General features: G+C 64.4%; 13 protein-coding genes. 8 read left to right on the top strand and 5 right to left on the bottom strand.

Annotated features, from left to right (window positions below):
• The first annotated feature begins 97 nt into the window (after positions 1-97).
• Both serB and WDS16_RS12290 read left to right on the top strand, forming a co-directional pair.
• Entirely contained in the window at positions 98-1,324 is a 1,227-nt protein-coding gene (gene serB / locus WDS16_RS12295; protein WP_338892911.1) for a phosphoserine phosphatase SerB, read from the top strand.
• Positions 1,325-1,359: 35 nt separating this feature from the next.
• Complete coding sequence (locus WDS16_RS12290; RefSeq protein ID WP_422395788.1) at positions 1,360-2,082, top strand: peptidyl-tRNA hydrolase; 723 nt, start codon at positions 1,360-1,362, stop codon at positions 2,080-2,082.
• A gap of 646 nt (positions 2,083-2,728) precedes the next feature.
• Here the strand turns inward: WDS16_RS12290 and glgX are convergent.
• Positions 2,729-4,891: a glycogen debranching protein GlgX gene (gene glgX, locus WDS16_RS12280; RefSeq protein ID WP_338892909.1), complete on the bottom strand. Its 2,163-nt coding sequence runs from the start codon at positions 4,889-4,891 to the stop codon at positions 2,729-2,731.
• A gap of 43 nt (positions 4,892-4,934) precedes the next feature.
• Here glgX and WDS16_RS12275 point away from each other — a divergent pair, with 43 nt between their 5' ends.
• Genes WDS16_RS12275 through WDS16_RS12255 form a run of 5 tightly spaced genes read left to right on the top strand, consistent with a single transcriptional unit; the run spans position 4,935 to position 9,704 of the window.
• Positions 4,935-5,765 (top strand): ABC transporter ATP-binding protein, encoded by an 831-nt coding sequence (locus tag WDS16_RS12275; RefSeq protein ID WP_338892908.1) that lies wholly within the window; start codon positions 4,935-4,937, stop codon positions 5,763-5,765.
• 35 nt (positions 5,766-5,800) lie between these two features.
• Positions 5,801-6,631: an NUDIX hydrolase gene (locus WDS16_RS12270; RefSeq protein ID WP_338892907.1), complete on the top strand. Its 831-nt coding sequence runs from the start codon at positions 5,801-5,803 to the stop codon at positions 6,629-6,631.
• Positions 6,632-6,642: 11 nt separating this feature from the next.
• Positions 6,643-7,422 carry an enoyl-CoA hydratase/isomerase family protein gene (locus WDS16_RS12265; protein WP_338892906.1) on the top strand — a complete coding sequence of 260 codons (780 nt, stop codon included), beginning with the start codon at positions 6,643-6,645 and terminating at the stop codon, positions 7,420-7,422.
• 55 nt (positions 7,423-7,477) lie between these two features.
• On the top strand, positions 7,478-8,506 hold the full coding sequence (locus tag WDS16_RS12260) for a methyltransferase domain-containing protein (RefSeq protein ID WP_338892905.1): 1,029 nt from the start codon (positions 7,478-7,480) through the stop codon (positions 8,504-8,506).
• A gap of 16 nt (positions 8,507-8,522) precedes the next feature.
• Positions 8,523-9,704, top strand: a complete 1,182-nt coding sequence (locus WDS16_RS12255) for a THUMP-like domain-containing protein (RefSeq protein ID WP_338892904.1) — start codon at positions 8,523-8,525, stop codon at positions 9,702-9,704.
• On the opposite strand, the gene WDS16_RS12250 is transcribed toward WDS16_RS12255, so the two are convergent.
• Positions 9,692-11,002 (bottom strand): PQQ-binding-like beta-propeller repeat protein, encoded by a 1,311-nt coding sequence (locus tag WDS16_RS12250; RefSeq protein WP_338892903.1) that lies wholly within the window; start codon positions 11,000-11,002, stop codon positions 9,692-9,694. The two genes, WDS16_RS12255 and WDS16_RS12250, sit on opposite strands and share 13 nt — an antisense overlap.
• Before the next feature lie 173 nt (positions 11,003-11,175).
• Between WDS16_RS12250 and WDS16_RS12245 the strand changes: the two genes are divergently transcribed.
• The gene (locus WDS16_RS12245; RefSeq protein WP_338892902.1) at positions 11,176-11,952 is read left to right on the top strand and encodes an acyltransferase; all 777 of its coding nucleotides are present in this window, start codon (positions 11,176-11,178) and stop codon (positions 11,950-11,952) included.
• Here the strand turns inward: WDS16_RS12245 and WDS16_RS12240 are convergent.
• The 3 genes from WDS16_RS12240 to WDS16_RS12230 are packed head-to-tail and all read right to left on the bottom strand — an operon-like array spanning position 11,935 to position 15,532.
• The gene (locus WDS16_RS12240; RefSeq protein WP_338892901.1) at positions 11,935-13,182 is read right to left on the bottom strand and encodes a glycosyltransferase family 4 protein; all 1,248 of its coding nucleotides are present in this window, start codon (positions 13,180-13,182) and stop codon (positions 11,935-11,937) included. The two genes, WDS16_RS12245 and WDS16_RS12240, sit on opposite strands and share 18 nt — an antisense overlap.
• Positions 13,183-13,184: 2 nt before the next feature.
• Positions 13,185-14,693 (bottom strand): glycoside hydrolase family 57 protein, encoded by a 1,509-nt coding sequence (locus WDS16_RS12235; RefSeq protein ID WP_338893397.1) that lies wholly within the window; start codon positions 14,691-14,693, stop codon positions 13,185-13,187.
• A gap of 32 nt (positions 14,694-14,725) precedes the next feature.
• A complete protein-coding gene (locus tag WDS16_RS12230) occupies positions 14,726-15,532 on the bottom strand; it encodes a class I SAM-dependent methyltransferase (protein ID WP_338892900.1) in 807 nt (268 codons plus the stop codon).
• Between the last annotated feature and the right edge of the window lie 97 nt (positions 15,533-15,629).

Below are 15,629 nucleotides of genomic sequence, written 5' to 3'. Positions count from 1 at the left end.
CGGGCGGGGCTCTTCGCTTGCGACAATGTCCGTGAAGCGAACCAGTCACAACTTCGACGGCCCGAATCGGGAACCGTCGTGCAGGAAGGGAGAATCGGTGCCGTCATCGGACACCGCTGTACTCGTCACGGTGACAGGCCCGGACAAGCCGGGTGTCACCTCAGTCCTGTTCGCGGCACTTTCGCGCCACCAGGTGAGCCTTCTCGACGTCGAGCAAGTCGTCATACGTGGTCGGTTGACCCTCGGTGTGTTGCTGACGTGTCCCAACGACCCCGAGGAACTCCAGGAAGAACTGGAGGAAGCGATGGCGACCGTCGGCGTCCACGTCGACGTCGAGATCGGGGCCGACCCGGTCGGCAATCGTGTGTTGGCAACGCACGTGGTGGTCGTGCTCGGACGTCCGGTCACCGCGCGTGCGTTCAGCACAATCTCCCGCGAGCTCGCGAGGCAGGGCGCGAACATCGATTCGATCCGCGGTGTCGCCGACTACCCGGTCACCGGTCTCGAATTGTTGGTCACCGCAACCAACACCTCGCCGGATGCCGATCGCCAACTCCGGACCGGTCTCTCCGAGATTGCAGCCGGCGTCGGCGTCGACGTGGCGGTCGAGCGCGAGGGAATCTCTCGTCGGTCCAAGCGTCTCATCGTGTTCGACGTGGACTCCACTCTTGTCCAGGGGGAGGTCATCGAGATGCTTGCCGCGAAGGCAGGTCGCGAGGAGGAAGTGCGCAAGGTGACCGAGTCGGCGATGCGCGGGGAGATCGACTTCACCGAATCGCTGCACCAGCGGGTACAGGCGTTGGCGGGACTCGACGCGTCGGTCATCGACGAGGTGAGCGAGGAGCTCGAGCTGACGGCTGGCGCGAGGACCACGATTCGTACTTTGCGGAGACTCGGCTATCACTGTGGCGTCGTCTCCGGAGGCTTCCGTCAAGTCATCGACAATCTTGCCCACGAACTCGAATTGGACTTCGTCAAGGCGAACACGCTTGAGATCGTCGACGGCAAGCTCACCGGACGGGTAGTCGGCGAGGTCATCGATCGCGCCGCCAAAGCGACGGCGCTGCGCGAGTTCGCAGCCCAGTCCGGCGTACCGATGGAACAGACGGTCGCAGTGGGCGATGGTGCAAACGACATCGACATGTTGACAGCCGCAGGTCTCGGCGTGGCATTCAATGCGAAGCCTGCGCTCCGGGAAATCGCGGACACGGCGATTTCGCATCCCTATCTCGATGCCGTTCTGTTCATGCTCGGAGTCACCCGCGGTGAGATCGAGGCGGCCGATGCCGTCGACGGTGGTGTCCGCCGCGTCCCGATCCTGTGACGGACGTCCCGGTGGACGAAGGGCCCCTAAGTACCTTGGCGCAGCGCCACTCGGTTCTTGCGCGTGGCTATGGCGGACGTGCGGATCCACCGGATCCCGCGGACGTGCTCGCCATGCCAGTGGTCCTGCACATCCCCAAAGCAGACCCGCCGTCGCGCAGCCGTCTTCTCGAAGCCGCAGCGTCGGCCGCGGTGGCTCTGTGTCTCGACGAACGAGTCGGACCGGGCGGCGAGTGGGAGGAGTGCTTCCTGGCGTGGACGGGTGCTCGCATTCGAAAAGTTGCCCGCCGGGCCCGCGGTGCCCAGTGGGTGGCCGCTCAAGACGTTCCGGGTGTGACCGTCGAGGTCGGCGAAGCCCAGGCGCGCGCGTTCGTACCAGGCAGAGTCGGTGATCTCGATCCACGAATCAAGCGCCTCCAGATCGGCGGCACTGATCTGGAGCACGACGAACCAGGCCCTCCACCTCCGGACAGACCTGTGTTGTGGATCGACCCGACTCTGAAGATGACTGTCGGCAAGGCGGCCGCGCAGGTGGGACATGCGTCGATGTTGCTCGCCGGTTCGATGACCGTCGGGCAGTGTGCGCACTGGTCGAACTCCGACTTTGCTTGTTCGGTTCGCGATGCCGACGAGAATCAGTGGCGACGCGCCCAAGCTCTTGTCGACGAAGGACGAGCAGTTGCTGTGCGGGACGCGGGCTTCACCGAGGTAGCCCCGGGGTCCATGACCGTCATCGCAATGTGGCGCCCTGAACTCTGATCAGGGTCCACTGTCGTCGAACTGGCTGTTTCTGAAGATGCCAGTAAGCGATGACACTGGACGGCATGCGATCGAACCGCCGCGCCCGAGAACTCACTGTCCGTCTGTTTGCGCTCTATGTCGGGCTCTGGCTCTACGGTCTCTCGATGGCGTTGATGGTGACCGCGAGCCTCGGCCTCGACCCGTGGGACGTGTTCCATCAGGGTGTAAGCAGGCACCTGCCACTGAGCTTCGGGATGATCACCGCATTGACCGGACTCGTGGTTCTGCTCGCGTGGATCCCGCTGCGGCAGAAGCCAGGCTTGGGCACCGTGAGCAACGTGGTGGTCATCGCTGTGTCGGTCGACGTCTCACTGAGTTTGCTCCCTGCGGTCGACGGCGTGGCAGCGCGGGTAGCGCTGCTGACGACCGGGATCGTCATGAACGCGTTCGCGACTGCGTTGTACATCGGCGCAGAGATGGGCCCGGGGCCGCGCGACGGCCTGATGACGGGACTCGTCGCGCGTACCGGTCTGTCCATCCGCTTGGTTCGCACGTGCATCGAATTGGTTGTGGTCGCGACAGGTTGGCTGCTCGGTGGCAATGTCGGAGTAGGAACTCTGTTGTACGCGTTAGGAATCGGGCCGCTGGTTCAGCTGTTCATGACCTACTTACCGTCGCTGCGCAGAACGAGCACCGTCGCACCGGACAGTGCGATCGACGAACCTGCTTCGATGGGGGAGGAGTCCGCGGGCACTCCGTCCGCCGACGAGGAATCGAAGACTGGAACGAATCGTGTTGCCGCCCAGCTCGGGCAGGCCAACGAGACTTCCGTCGGACCACCGGAGTGCACGATCAACAACGAACTGGCGTCGTCCACGGGCACGCCGTCAGGAAAGTAGGAGCGGACGTCGCCACCGTCCACCCATGCCTGCATCGTTCGCACGGAGTCGTCGTTCCAGGATTCCGTACTCATCTCGTGCCCGAACGCATCGAACCACACGAGATCCGGCCTGCCGGTCAGGGTGTCGCGACCGATGAAGAATTCCTGTTGGCGGAGTGAAGGCGCGCTGCGTCGGATGCGCAGCAACCGTGTGACGAACGCGACCAGGTCGGTGTCGATGTCCGACCACTCGATCGCCCACGAGTCGGCGGCAGCGGCGTCGGTGGGAACGCAGTAGGCATTGTTGTTGCCGAATTGAGTGTGTCCCAATTCGTCTCCGCCGAGAAGCATCGGCGTGCCGGTCGACAGGGTGAGCGTCGCAAGCAGTGCACGTGCGTGGCGAGCACGCGCAGAGAGGATCGATGGATCGGTGGTCGGGCCCTCGACCCCATGATTGCTGGACAGATTGTTGTCGGTGCCGTCTCGGTTCTCCTCGCCGTTCGCCTCGTTGTGCTTGTGCGAGTACGACACCAGATCGTGGACGGTGAAACCGTCGTGTGCGGTGACGAAATTGACCGATGCCCATGGCTTTCGGACGCCACCGCCGTAGATGTCCTCCGAGCCGGCAAGCCTCGACGCGAGTTCCCTGACGCCGGATTGCCCGGACCAGAACCGACGTACGGTGTCACGGTATCGGTCGTTCCATTCCGACCACATGCTGCCGAATCCACCCACCTCGTAGCCGGCTCCGGTGGCATCCCACGGCTCGGCGATCAACTTTCGACTCGACAGGACCGGATCGGTGGTGATGGCAGTGAGAAGCGGAGCGCGAGAATCGAATCGCCATCCACCTGGTCGGCCAAGGGTGCTGGCGAGGTCGAATCGGAATCCGTCGACGCCCATCTCCTCGGCCCAGTATCGGAGGCTGTCGCACACCATGCGTACGACGGCAGGTGACGCCGAGTCCAGCGTGTTTCCGCAGCCGGTGAGGTCGACGTCGTACCCGCGGCCGTCGAGCAAGTAGTACCCGGGTGCGTCGAGCCCGCGCCAACTGATCGACGGCCCGGCAACGGACGACTCGCACGTGTGGTTGTAGACAACGTCGAGGACGATTTCGATTCCGACCGAATGCAGTGCGTCGACCATCACCTTGAATTCGGAGATCTCGTTGCCCGGAACCGAGGCGAACCGAGGATCCGGCGCGAAGTAGGCACCGGTCGAATAGCCCCAGTGATTGCGCATCCCGCGAGCACGTACGTCCGATTCGGTCAGCATCGCCTGTACCGGCAGGAGTTCCACGGTCGTCACGCCCAGCCGAGTGAGATGTTCCAGCACCGCTGGTGCCGTCAGGCCGAGATAGGTGCCACGATGGCTGATCGGCACACCGGGGTGCCGGGCCGTGTACGCGCCCACGTGCAGCTCGTACAGAACGGTTCGATCCCACGGCACTGCCGGTCGGTGGAGCAGTCGACCGGTAGGCGCCGAGGTGACCACGGACAGCGGCATGTGGCCGAGCGAGTCGACCTTGCTTGCCTGGCCGAATGGCTCGTCGTCGTAGGGCAGGAGCGCGGTGGCGGTCCCGAGACGCCCGGTGATCTGCCGAGCGGCCGGATCCAGCAGAATCTTGTGCGCGTTGAAACGACGTCCGTTCGATGGATCCCACGGGCCGTGCGCTCGGATCCCGTACCGCTCTCCAGGCTCGACGCCGGGGACGAATCCGTGCCAGATTCCGAAGGTTCGACTGCGCAGTTCGACGCGCCGCTCGCTGCCGTCGTCGTCGACGAGGCAGATCTCGACACCTTCGGCGTCGGGGGAGTGGACTGCGAATTGCGTACCACCTTTGGTGGCGGTCGCCCCGAGGGGGAACGCTGATCCCGGGGCAGGGAAGTCCGCGCGGGCAGGGTGGCTGACTGTCTGACGCGCAGTGTGATGAGAATTGGACGACACGCATGGAGATCCTGCCGTGTAAGCGCGCCGGATGTGCGACAAGATGGACAACGTGTCTGAACCGGATCCCGATCTGCTCATCGATTTCAACGACGTTCTCATCAGGCGGGGTGGAGTAACACTCGTCGGCCCGGTGACCTGGCAGGTGGAACTCGACGAACGATGGGTCGTTCTCGGGCCGAACGGCGCGGGCAAGACGTCGTTGATGCGCATCGCCGCGGCCGAAGTTCATCCCACCTCCGGCACAGCGCATGTGCTCGGCGAGGTCATGGGCAAGGCCGACATCGCCGACCTGAAACCTCGGATCGGTCTGTCGTCCTCCGCCCTGGCTCATCGCATTCCTGCCGACGAGATAGTCAGCGATCTGGTCGTCTCGGCGGGGTACAGCGTCCTCGGTCGCTGGCGTGAGCGCTACGACGACATGGACACCGAGCGTGCCGTCGAGATGTTGGAGAGCCTCGGCGCCGAGCACCTGGCCCAGCGGACGTACGGGACTCTGTCCGAAGGTGAGCGAAAGCGCGTACTGATCGCGCGTGCACTCATGACCGATCCCGAGCTGCTCCTCCTCGATGAACCCGCCGCCGGTCTCGACCTCGGTGGACGTGAGGAACTCGTCGCACGTCTGGCCGATCTCGCCGCCGATCCGGATGCGCCGGCAACGGTGCTGATCACGCACCATGTGGAAGAAATCCCACCCGGCTTCAGCCATGCGCTGCTACTGAAGGAAGGCGGCGTGGTCGCCAAGGGTTTCGTCGACGACGTCATCACGGCGGAGAACCTCACCGAGGCGTTCAGTCAGTCCATCACCCTGGACCGTGTCGACGGGCGATTCTTCGCGCGACGCACCAGGGCCTCCGGTCAGCACCGCCGCTGAGGAGTCCGACTTCACGGCGTTGTAGTTTCGAGCAGGTGTCTTCCACCGAGCTCCCGCCCACCGAGGCAGCACCAGTCCGCGATGCCTCGACCGTCATCCTCCTGCAGAACCGCGACGACGGCATCGAGGTCTTTCTGCTGGAGCGGGTCGGTGGCATGGCATTCGCCGGCGGCATGACCGTGTTCCCCGGGGGTGGCGTCGACATCTCCGATGCGGATTCCGATCTTGCCTGGGCCGGCCCCCCGCCGTCCTGGTGGGCGAGCAAATTCGCAGTCGACGAGCGGAAGGCAGCAGCTCTCGTGTGCGCCGCCGCCCGGGAGACGTTCGAGGAGTGCGGAATTCTGCTGGCCGGGCGCACCGCCGATACCGTGGTGACCGATACGGAGGTCTACGATGACGATCGGGGTGCACTCGAGCGGCGTGAGCAGACGTTCGGCGAGTTCCTCACCCGCAATGGACTCGTGCTTCGAGCGGATCTACTGCGTCCGTGGTCGAACTGGATTACACCCGTCGGCGAGAAACGTCGCTACGACACCAGGTTCTTCGTCGCAGTCCAACCGGAGGGCCAGTTCGCCGACGGCGCAACCACGGAGGCTGCATCGGTGGGGTGGCGGTCTCCCGAGTCTGCGCTCACCGACTGGCGTGCGGGCAGCACGGTTCTGCTGCCACCGACGTGGAGTCAGTTGTCCGGGTTGACGGAGTTCTCCTCGGTGGCCGACGTGCTTGCTACATCCCCCGACATCGCCCCGATACAGCCGAATCTCTACCACGTCGACGGCGAAATACGGGTCGAATTTCCCGGCCAGGACAACTACTACGCGGGCAGTGCGCACCCGTGGGCCGGAGACAAGGACCGGCACCGGTAGCGTGTGCGAACATGGCTGAGTTCGTGACTCTCGAGGTATCAGACGGCATCGGCACGATCCGGTTGGACCGTCCTCCGATGAATGCGTTGAACCGTCAGGTCCAGGAGGAGATTCGTGCCGCTGCGCGCGCGGCGACCGTCGATTCCGCCGTCCGAGCGGTCATCGTCTACGGCGGGGAGAAAGTCTTCGCAGCGGGAGCGGACATCAAGGAAATGGTCGAGCTGACGCCGGCTCAGATGACCGACATCATCGGTGATCTCCAGTCCGCGCTCGGTTCGTTGGCAGGCATACCGAAGCCGGTCGTCGCCGCGATCACCGGATACGCACTCGGCGGCGGGCTCGAAGTGGCGTTGGGTGCAGATCGGCGCATCGCCGGGGACAACGCGAAGCTCGGGGTGCCCGAGGTGCTGTTGGGCGTCATTCCGGGCGGAGGTGGTACCCAGCGCCTCGCGCGATTGGTGGGTCCGAGCAAGGCCAAGGACATGGTGTTCACCGGCCGATTCGTCGGTGCCGAGGAGGCCCTGCGCATCGGACTGGTCGACGAGGTGGTCGCTCCCGACGAGGTGTACAACGCGGCACGGAAGTGGGCGTCGCAGTTCACTACGGGCGCCTCGCGGGCGCTCGCCGCCGCGAAGGCGTCGATCGATCAGGGGCTCGACGCCGACCTGGGCACTGGCCTCAAGATCGAAGCTCAGCAGTTCGCCGCGTTGTTCGCCACGAAAGATCGCACCATCGGTATGGAATCGTTCATCGCCAACGGACCGGGCAAGGCCGAGTTCGTCGGGGAATGATCTCGGCTGACAAACTAGAACTTGTTCATTCTCTACTGGATAGTAGGCTGCCCTCATGACTGCAAGCCCGCACGACGGTAACTCCGACGCCACCCTGCACGTGGTTCCGGACGCTCCGAGCGACCCCGCGCCCAATCCGCACGCCACCGCCGAGCAGGTCGAGGCCGCGCGCAGTGACACCAAGCTTGCTCAGGTGCTCTATCACGACTGGGAAGCGGAGACGTACGACGACAAGTGGTCGATCTCGTACGACGAGCGTTGCATCGACTACGCGCGTGGTCGCTTCGACCAGGCAGTCAGCGGACAACCGAGCGCACAGGACGCACTTCCGCATGGGCGCGCACTGGAGTTGGGTTGCGGAACCGGCTTCTTCCTTCTCAATCTCATGCAGGCCGGGGTTGCCGACAAGGGGTCGGTGACGGATTTGTCACCCGGCATGGTCAAGGTCGCGCTTCGCAACGCCGAGCACCTGAATTTGGATGTAGATGGACGGGTCGCGGACGCCGAAACCATCCCGTACGAGGACAACACATTCGACCTGGTTGTCGGGCATGCGGTGCTGCACCACATTCCCGACGTGGAGCAGTCACTGCGTGAAGTGCTCCGAGTGCTCAAGCCCGGCGGACGATTCGTGTTCGCCGGTGAGCCCACCACGGTAGGCAACTTCTATGCGCGGTGGCTCGGGCGACTCACGTGGGAGGCAACGACCAGGGCCACCAAGTTGCCGTTCCTCGCGAGTTGGCGCAAGCCGCAGGAGGAACTCGACGAGTCCTCACGCGCTGCAGCGCTCGAAGCCGTCGTCGACCTGCACACGTTCGATCCGACGGATCTAGAGAACATCGCCCGCAGCGCCGGGGCCGTCCAGGTTCAGGCGCAGACCGAGGAATTTGCAGCTGCGTTGCTCGGCTGGCCGGTACGCACATTCGAGGCGGCGGTTCCGGCCGAGAAGCTCGGCTGGAATTGGGCGCGGTTCGCGTTCGGCGGGTGGAAGACCTTGAGCTGGGTGGACGAGAACGTCCTCGAGCACGTGGTTCCACGCAGCTTCTTCTACAACGTGATGATCACCGGAGTGAAGTCCGACTGATTTCCCCGCTCACAAGATGCCCTACGAGTTCGACGGCACCGACATCGACTACTTGTCCAGCGATGTCGGTGCCGCTGCACTACGCCGGATCGAAGAACTGCCCCTGACGAAGGCCTCGATGCTCGCCGACATTGCGAAGGCGCGAGGGTCGTTCGGAGACCGCGCAGCCTCGTTGGTGGAGACCACAAGCCTCCGGCGAAAGGCACGGAGCAAGCTGTCGGATGTGGGCAGTTGGCTGCTGACCGACGATGCTGTCCAGCAGGCGACGCCGTCGGTCATCGCTGAGCGTCGGGCAGAGCGTCTGGCGGGACGCGACGTGCACGACGTCACGTGCTCCATCGGTACCGAACTCGCGGCTCTGACGAGAACGCCGGGTCTGGTGATCGGCAGCGATCTGGACGCTGTGCGACTGCGGATGGCGGCACTCAACGTTCCCGGCGCAGCCGTGCTGCGCGCCGACGCACTCACACCGACCTCTCACGGGACAGTCGTGCTCGCCGACCCAGGACGACGTTCGGGAGGCAAACGAACCTACGACCCGGCGGCGCTCGAGCCACCGCTGCCCGCGCTGCTCGAGAGTTACGCGCGCAGGGATCTCGTCGTGAAATGTGCTCCAGGCCTCGACTTCGACGCGCTGGAGTGGGACGGCGAGATCGAATTGGTGTCCTTGGACGGCGGCGTCAAGGAAGCGTGCCTGTGGTCGTCGGGTCTCACCGATTCCACAGTCGGTCGGCGTGCATCGGTGTTGACGTCGGACGGATGGAACTACGAGATCACCGACGCAGAGCCCGACGACATCGAAGCCGCGAATCCGGGTTCGTGGATCGTCGATCCCGACGGTGCCGTGGTGCGCGCCGGGCTGGTGCGCCACTACGCGGCCAAGCACGGGTTGTGGCAGTTGGATCCTCGAATCGCCTACCTGACGGGAGACTCCGTGCCCATGGGAGTCAACGGATTCAGGATTCTCGAGAGAATCAAATTTTCGGAGAAGACGCTGCGCCAAGCGTTGACGAGCCACGGGTGTGGATCCGTGGAGATCCTGGTGCGGGGGATCGATGTCGATCCGGCTGTACTCCGACCGCGCCTGAAGTTGAAGGGCGATGTTGCACTGTCGGTGATCATCACCCGCATCGAGAGATCAGGCGTGGCCTTCATCTGTGCGGCACGAGAACCGGGCCGAACGCATCACGGTGCGTAGGTGAAGATTTCACCGAGGTAGGACGCGGTGACCACCTGGCCGTCCGGACCGATCGATGTGCCGATGGTGAATCCTGCCGCGCCTGGAAGCGCTCGGTCCGAGATCGTCTCCCCGGTGCCGGAATCGAGCGAGGTCAGGTACAGCTCATCGCCACGGCCGGTAACGGTCACGAGCGTGTTGTCCGTAGTCTGCACGGGAGTTCCCAACTGCTGCAGGTCATCTCGCGTCCATGCCACGCTAGCGCTGTCTCCGTCGTCACGGACAGCACGCATACCCGTATCGCCGCCGACCGGAACGATGTACCCGTCGGACGACACCGACGGCGTGCCCCCGTTTCCGAATCCAGCTCCGAACGTCCACTTCACCGAACCGTTCGAGGTATCGAACGCGCTCAGCCGACCGTCGACGTCAGCGAGATAGACAGTATCTCCGTCACTGGACAGCACCGGACTCGACGTCACAGCGGCAGGAAGCAAATCCGACGACCACGTCTCGGTGATCGCGGGTGTAGCCGAAGCGTCGTAGTGCAGCGACACCAGTTGCGGTGCAATGGCACCGGGGCGCCACAGAACGAGGAGAATTTCGGACGCATCGAGATCGACGGCGGGTGTTGCGGGCACCGCACACTCCGGCGATCCGGTCGCGCAGTCCTCCAGCCCGGTATCCGGGGGCAAGAAGTCGGTATCCGGCGAGGCGAGGAAGTCCGGAAGCGCGACGAGATCATGGATAGGCACAACAGTCTGACCAGTCTGAGTGTCCAGGACGTTCATCTGCCCGAACTGAGTGACCGCGAGAACGCTTCCATCGCCCAGGAACTGAGCCGACCTGGGAACACCGTAGGTAGGTGTGCGCCACCGCAGCTGGCCGTGATCGTTGTACGAGGAGAACCCACCGTCGTCCGCTACGTAGATATTGGCGACCGAATCCACGAGCGGCGTTGCGGTCGCGACCGACGGACCGATGCGGTTACACCAGCGCTTACGGCCGGAATCGATCTCGAACGAGAAGAGGTTGCAACCGGATTCGGTGTAGGCGCCGACGAACATCTGGCCGGTCGACGCGATCGAGAGCGGTGCGATGACAGCGCCCCCCAACGGACGCGTCCAGTCGAGGGATGCATCGGCCAAGCCGGAGAGGTCGGTGGTGCTGCTGTTGCGAGCGTCACCGTGGGCAACCGGCCAGCCACCGGCGGCGAACGCGTCGATGGTGTCCTCATCGCTCCCACACGCAACGACGCTCAATGCTGCGACAGTCGCCAGCGTGACCACACGCGTGAAACCAGCTCTGCGGCCAAGCACCTTGTGTAACTCCCTCGTCCTCGATCCCCACGTGTCAAGCACAAAGACTATCCCGGCGACCGCGCCTATCAGGAAAGCGGCTCCCCGGCTGCGTGGGTCGTTCCGCAGGCTCCACTCCCGGCTGCGTGGGTCGTTCCGCAGGCTCCACTCCTGTCCCATTAGGGTGTGTCGGTATGACGAGCATGTGGAACGCACCGCTGCGTTCACGGTGGCGCGGATCCAGGCGACGCGACGAAGATCAGGCGCGCTTCCTCACACTCGACTCACTGCGCTGGGTCCTGCACAACAAGGCGTACACCCCGTGGTATTTGGTCCGGTACTACCGTCTCGCCCGGTTCAAGGCAGCGAACCCTCACGTCATTCTTCGCGGAATGGTGTTCCTGGGGAAGAACGTCGAGATTCATTCGACGCCGGAGCTGTCGAGGTTGGAGATCGGCCGTTGGGTTCATATCGGTGACGGGAACGCGATCCGCTGCCACGAAGGCTCGCTGCGCATCGGCGACAAGGTGGTGTTCGGGAAGGACAACGTCGTCAACACCTACCTCGACATCGAGATTGGCGCATCCACGCTCGTCGCGGACTGGTGCTACATCTGCGACTTCGACCATCGGATGGACGACGTGACGACGCCCATCAAGGACCAGGGAATCGTCAAGGGGCCGGTACGGATCGGTCCGGATACCTGGATCGCGGCAAAGGTCACCGTCCTTCGCGAGACAAGCGTCGGGCGCGGTTGTGTTCTGGGTGCCCACGCCGTGGTCAAAGGCACGATTCCGGACTACAGCATCGCAGTCGGTGCTCCGGCGAAAGTCGTTCGCAATCGCAAGGCCGACTGGGAAGCCGGGGCCGCGAAGCGAGCGGAATACATCGCGGCGCTGGAAGACATCGAGCGAAAGAAAGCACTCAAGGCTGCCGAGACAGCCAGGGGAGACTCAGCTTCTTTCGGGTAGAGCACGTTCGACGATGACGGGCCGGGCCAGCGGATATCGAACTTTCCGCTTGGCCGCGAGGTACACCTGCGCCGTTGCGTCGGCGACATGCTTCCAATCGAAATCGACGGTGAGGCGCTTCCTGGCGGCCTCCGCCCGATCCTGAGCTGCATCCACGTTGTCGAGCACCCGTCGGACTGCGGTCGCGAGTCCACCGACGTCGGCCGGTTCGAACGACAACCCGGTGACGCCGTCGACGATCGCCTCGCCGAGGCCACCTGCGGTCGACGCCACGAGCGGGGTTCCGGCCGCCGCAGCTTCCAGAGCAATGATCCCGAACGGCTCGTACCGACTGGGCAGGACGATCGCGTCGGCGCCGTGCAGCCAGCCGAGTAGCTCGGTGTGATCCAGCGAGCCGAGGAACGAGACAGCCCGTGCGACGCGATGTGTCCGGGCCAATTGAGCCAGCCATCCGAACTGGGTGCCTTCACCGGCGATGTGCAGGGTGGTGCCAGGGTGGCTGCGGCGAATGCGGGGCATCGCGGCTATTGCGTCCTGAATGCCCTTCTCGTATTCGAGTCGCCCCACGTACAGCAGCTTCGCCGGCTCCTGTCGCGGCTCGCGACGTCGGAAAGTCCAGGTGCGGATATCGATTCCGTTCCTGATCACTGCGACGGACGAATCCCGGATGCCGAACAGTCGCGTCACTTCGTCCTTCATGGATGCCGAGCACGTGATGACAGCGTCGGAATCGTTGGCGAGCCACCACTCGATCGAGTGCACCTGCCGGTTGACGGGGCCGGAAATCCAGCCGCTGTGCCTGCCTGCCTCGGTCGCGTGGATCGTGGACACAAGCGGCACGTCGAAGTGCTCCGCCAGCGCGATGGAGGGGTGGGCGACGAGCCAGTCGTGTGCGTGAACGACGTCGGGCGTCCATCCCTCACCGAGTCCGGGCTTGCCGAGCGCGATGCCTGCACGCACCATGGCGTGCCCCATCGCCAGCGTCCATGCCAGCATGTCCTCGCCGAAGACGAAGTGAGCGGGGTCCTCGGCAACCGCGACGACCAGCACACCGTCCTCGATGCGGTGATGGGTCGGGTGCGTCGATGCATCGGTCCCGGTTGGACGACGCGCGAGCACGACGACCTCGTGGCCCGACCGGACCAATTCGGTCGCAAGATGATGGACATGCCGGCCGAGGCCGCCGACCACGACCGGTGGGTATTCCCACGACACCATCAAGACCTTCAACTTCAGCGCTCCCCTCCGAACGGTCGATCCGTGCGCAATCGCCGTGCATCGAGCGCTGGGAAGAGGCCATCCGCCCGATTCCACTGCTCAGCGAGTTCGGCCGCGCGGCCGGCGTGGCCGCGTTCGGTCGCATCGGCGATCTCTCGCAGAGCATGCGCGTGAACATGCGCTCGCTGACGTGCATATTCGGCGGCAGAATCCTTGCTGACCATGAACGCCCAGTCGCTTGCGATTGTGTTCAGTGTCTCACGCACCATCTGGTCGTTCACTCGGTTGCGCAATTCGGGCTTGCCGAAGGAATGGTCCCGGCTTTTGTCGATGGCGTCGAGTGCCGTCGCGGTGACCTCTGCATTGAGACCGACGAGGTCCTGGACGGCCTCACCGTTCCAGACTCGCCAGTCCTTGCCGGAGCCCCACGATGACAGGGGCAGATCGACGCGAGCCCCGACGAAGCCCCTGTCGCGTGCGTCCGCGAGTGTTCCGACATCGATACCCGCTTCGGGGAGCGCGCGCAGCACCCGTTCGAGCCACACGGGCCCCTCGAACCACCAGTGGCCGAACAGTTCGGTGTCGAACGCAGCGACGACGAGTGCGGGTCGGCCGATTCGATTCGATTCGCTGCGAAGGCGACGACGGACGGTATCGACGAAATCGGTGACGTGTTTGTCGACGGCAGCCGACGCAGCCTCGGGGTCGTAGGGGGCTTTGTCTGCCGACTCGACTCCCCGGCCGGTCACTCGCGCGTGCTTGAGTCCTGTTGCGTGGTCGTAGGTGTGGAAATCCCGGTAGGCGGAGTGGCCCGGGTAGCCGGACTTCGGTGACCACACGCGGTAACTGACCTCGAGGTCGCGACCGAAGGCGACAACGTCGGAATCGCGCACCCGTCTTCCCAGGCTCGTGTCTCCGCGTAGCGCGGGGCCGTCGACCATGAAATGGGTGACCCCGGCGTCTGCATAACCTCGTTCCATGCCGGGCGCGTAGGCACACTCCGGCGCCCAGATCCCGTCGGGTCGCGTGCCCAGACGCATGCGCGCGTCGGCCAAGCCCTCGGACAGGGAGAATTCCCGGAGGCGCTCGTCCATGAGCGGCTGGAACGGATGTGCCAGAGGCCCACCGAGCATTTCGACGGTTCCTGCATCGACGAGAGGGCGCAGAACCGGCGATCCGCCGTGCCGCCACCGAGTTTCGAAGGTGGCGAGAGCCTGTGCGGCGGAACGGTGCTCGCGACTCGACAGATCACGATCGGTCGCCTCGTGCGCGCGAAGCTGCCAGTTGGCGAGCCAGTGATGCATTCCTGACAAGCAGTGCGGATCGTCAAGCTGAGCGGCCAGCACGGGTGTGATGCCCAAGGTCAGTAGGTGCGTGCGGCCCTCGTCGGCGAGCGCCGTGAGCATGTCTGTCAACGGCAGATAGGAACCTGCCCACGACTGGTACAGCCACTCTTCGCCGACCGGCCACCGGCCGTGGTTGGCGAGCCAGGGGAGATGAGAGTGCAGAACGAGGGCGAACATCCCCGGTTCGGTCACCGTCGGTGAAGGCGTGCTCAACCGCTCAGCGCAGACTGTTGGCCCGGTTTCACCGCGATGGCCACGAGATCGAGGCTGCCGTACATGTCGGACGGGTCGATATCGAAGTCGGCCGTCGAAATCGCGGCGACGTCGGCAGTGAGGTCCGCAGGCCAGTCCTCACCGGCGAGCGCGCGTTCGATCTGAGCATCGATGAACGACCCGCCGTGTTTGGCGTCGAGTTCGCGTAGCACCCTCCCGTGGTGCACACCCGTCATCGTCTGTACGACGAAGTTGCTCTCGACAAGCAGTTCGGTGAGCTCGTCGGCGTTCAGTTCGCGAGTGTGGAAAGGGTTGAGCGGTGTGTCGCGACCCGGCGAGAACGTGATCCGGTTAGGCGTGCTGATCAGCAGCGCTCCTCCTGGCGTCAGGACTCGGAAGCACTCGTCGAGGAACTGGCCCTGATCCCAGAGGTGCTCGATGACCTGGAAGTTGACGACGACATCAACGGAGTTGTCGGCGAACGGAAGCTGTGCCAAGTTTCCTCGCAGCATGCCGACCCTCGGGTAGCGACCACGTACGTGGTCGGCTGCCGAAGCGTCGTAGTCGAGGCAGGTCACCGATGCGGCAACGTCGGCAATCATGTTGGCGCCGTAGCCTTCTCCGGATCCAGCTTCCAGAACTACGCGCCCGGTGCAGTGCGTCAACAACTTCTCGTACACGACCTCGTGCCGGCGGAACCAGTAGTTCTCCTGGGCGATGCCGGGCACAGTGCGCTCCCCGGTGAGGGGAAGTGTCTCGGGCCGCGGTTCCACGGAGGCGTCGGCTGATGATGAATCGCTCACCGACGAGAGGGTAGCGCCTCGCCCGGTCCACAACTATCGGCGGTGGCGTCCGGACAGGAGGGTGCGATGTATGGTCAGATCGGAATTGCGGTAAGTT

It is taken from the genome of Rhodococcus sovatensis (assembly GCF_037327425.1).
Classification (GTDB): domain Bacteria; phylum Actinomycetota; class Actinomycetes; order Mycobacteriales; family Mycobacteriaceae; genus Rhodococcoides; species Rhodococcoides sovatense.
Note: the sequence above shows the minus strand (reverse complement) of the source record. Positions and strands in the feature narration are given on the sequence as shown.

What these genes read in the sequence shown, in the direction of transcription:
- WDS16_RS12255 (WP_338892904.1), top strand. Translation starts at nt 8,523, where the DNA reads ATGCCCTACGAGTTCGACGGCACCGACATCGACTACTTGTCCAGCGAT.
- WDS16_RS12265 (WP_338892906.1), top strand. Translation starts at nt 6,643, where the DNA reads ATGGCTGAGTTCGTGACTCTCGAGGTATCAGACGGCATCGGCACGATC.
- WDS16_RS12245 (WP_338892902.1), top strand. Translation starts at nt 11,176, where the DNA reads ATGACGAGCATGTGGAACGCACCGCTGCGTTCACGGTGGCGCGGATCC.
- WDS16_RS12275 (WP_338892908.1), top strand. Translation starts at nt 4,935, where the DNA reads ATGGACAACGTGTCTGAACCGGATCCCGATCTGCTCATCGATTTCAAC.
- WDS16_RS12260 (WP_338892905.1), top strand. Translation starts at nt 7,478, where the DNA reads ATGACTGCAAGCCCGCACGACGGTAACTCCGACGCCACCCTGCACGTG.
- WDS16_RS12235 (WP_338893397.1), bottom strand. Translation starts at nt 14,693, where the DNA reads ATGTTCGCCCTCGTTCTGCACTCTCATCTCCCCTGGCTCGCCAACCAC.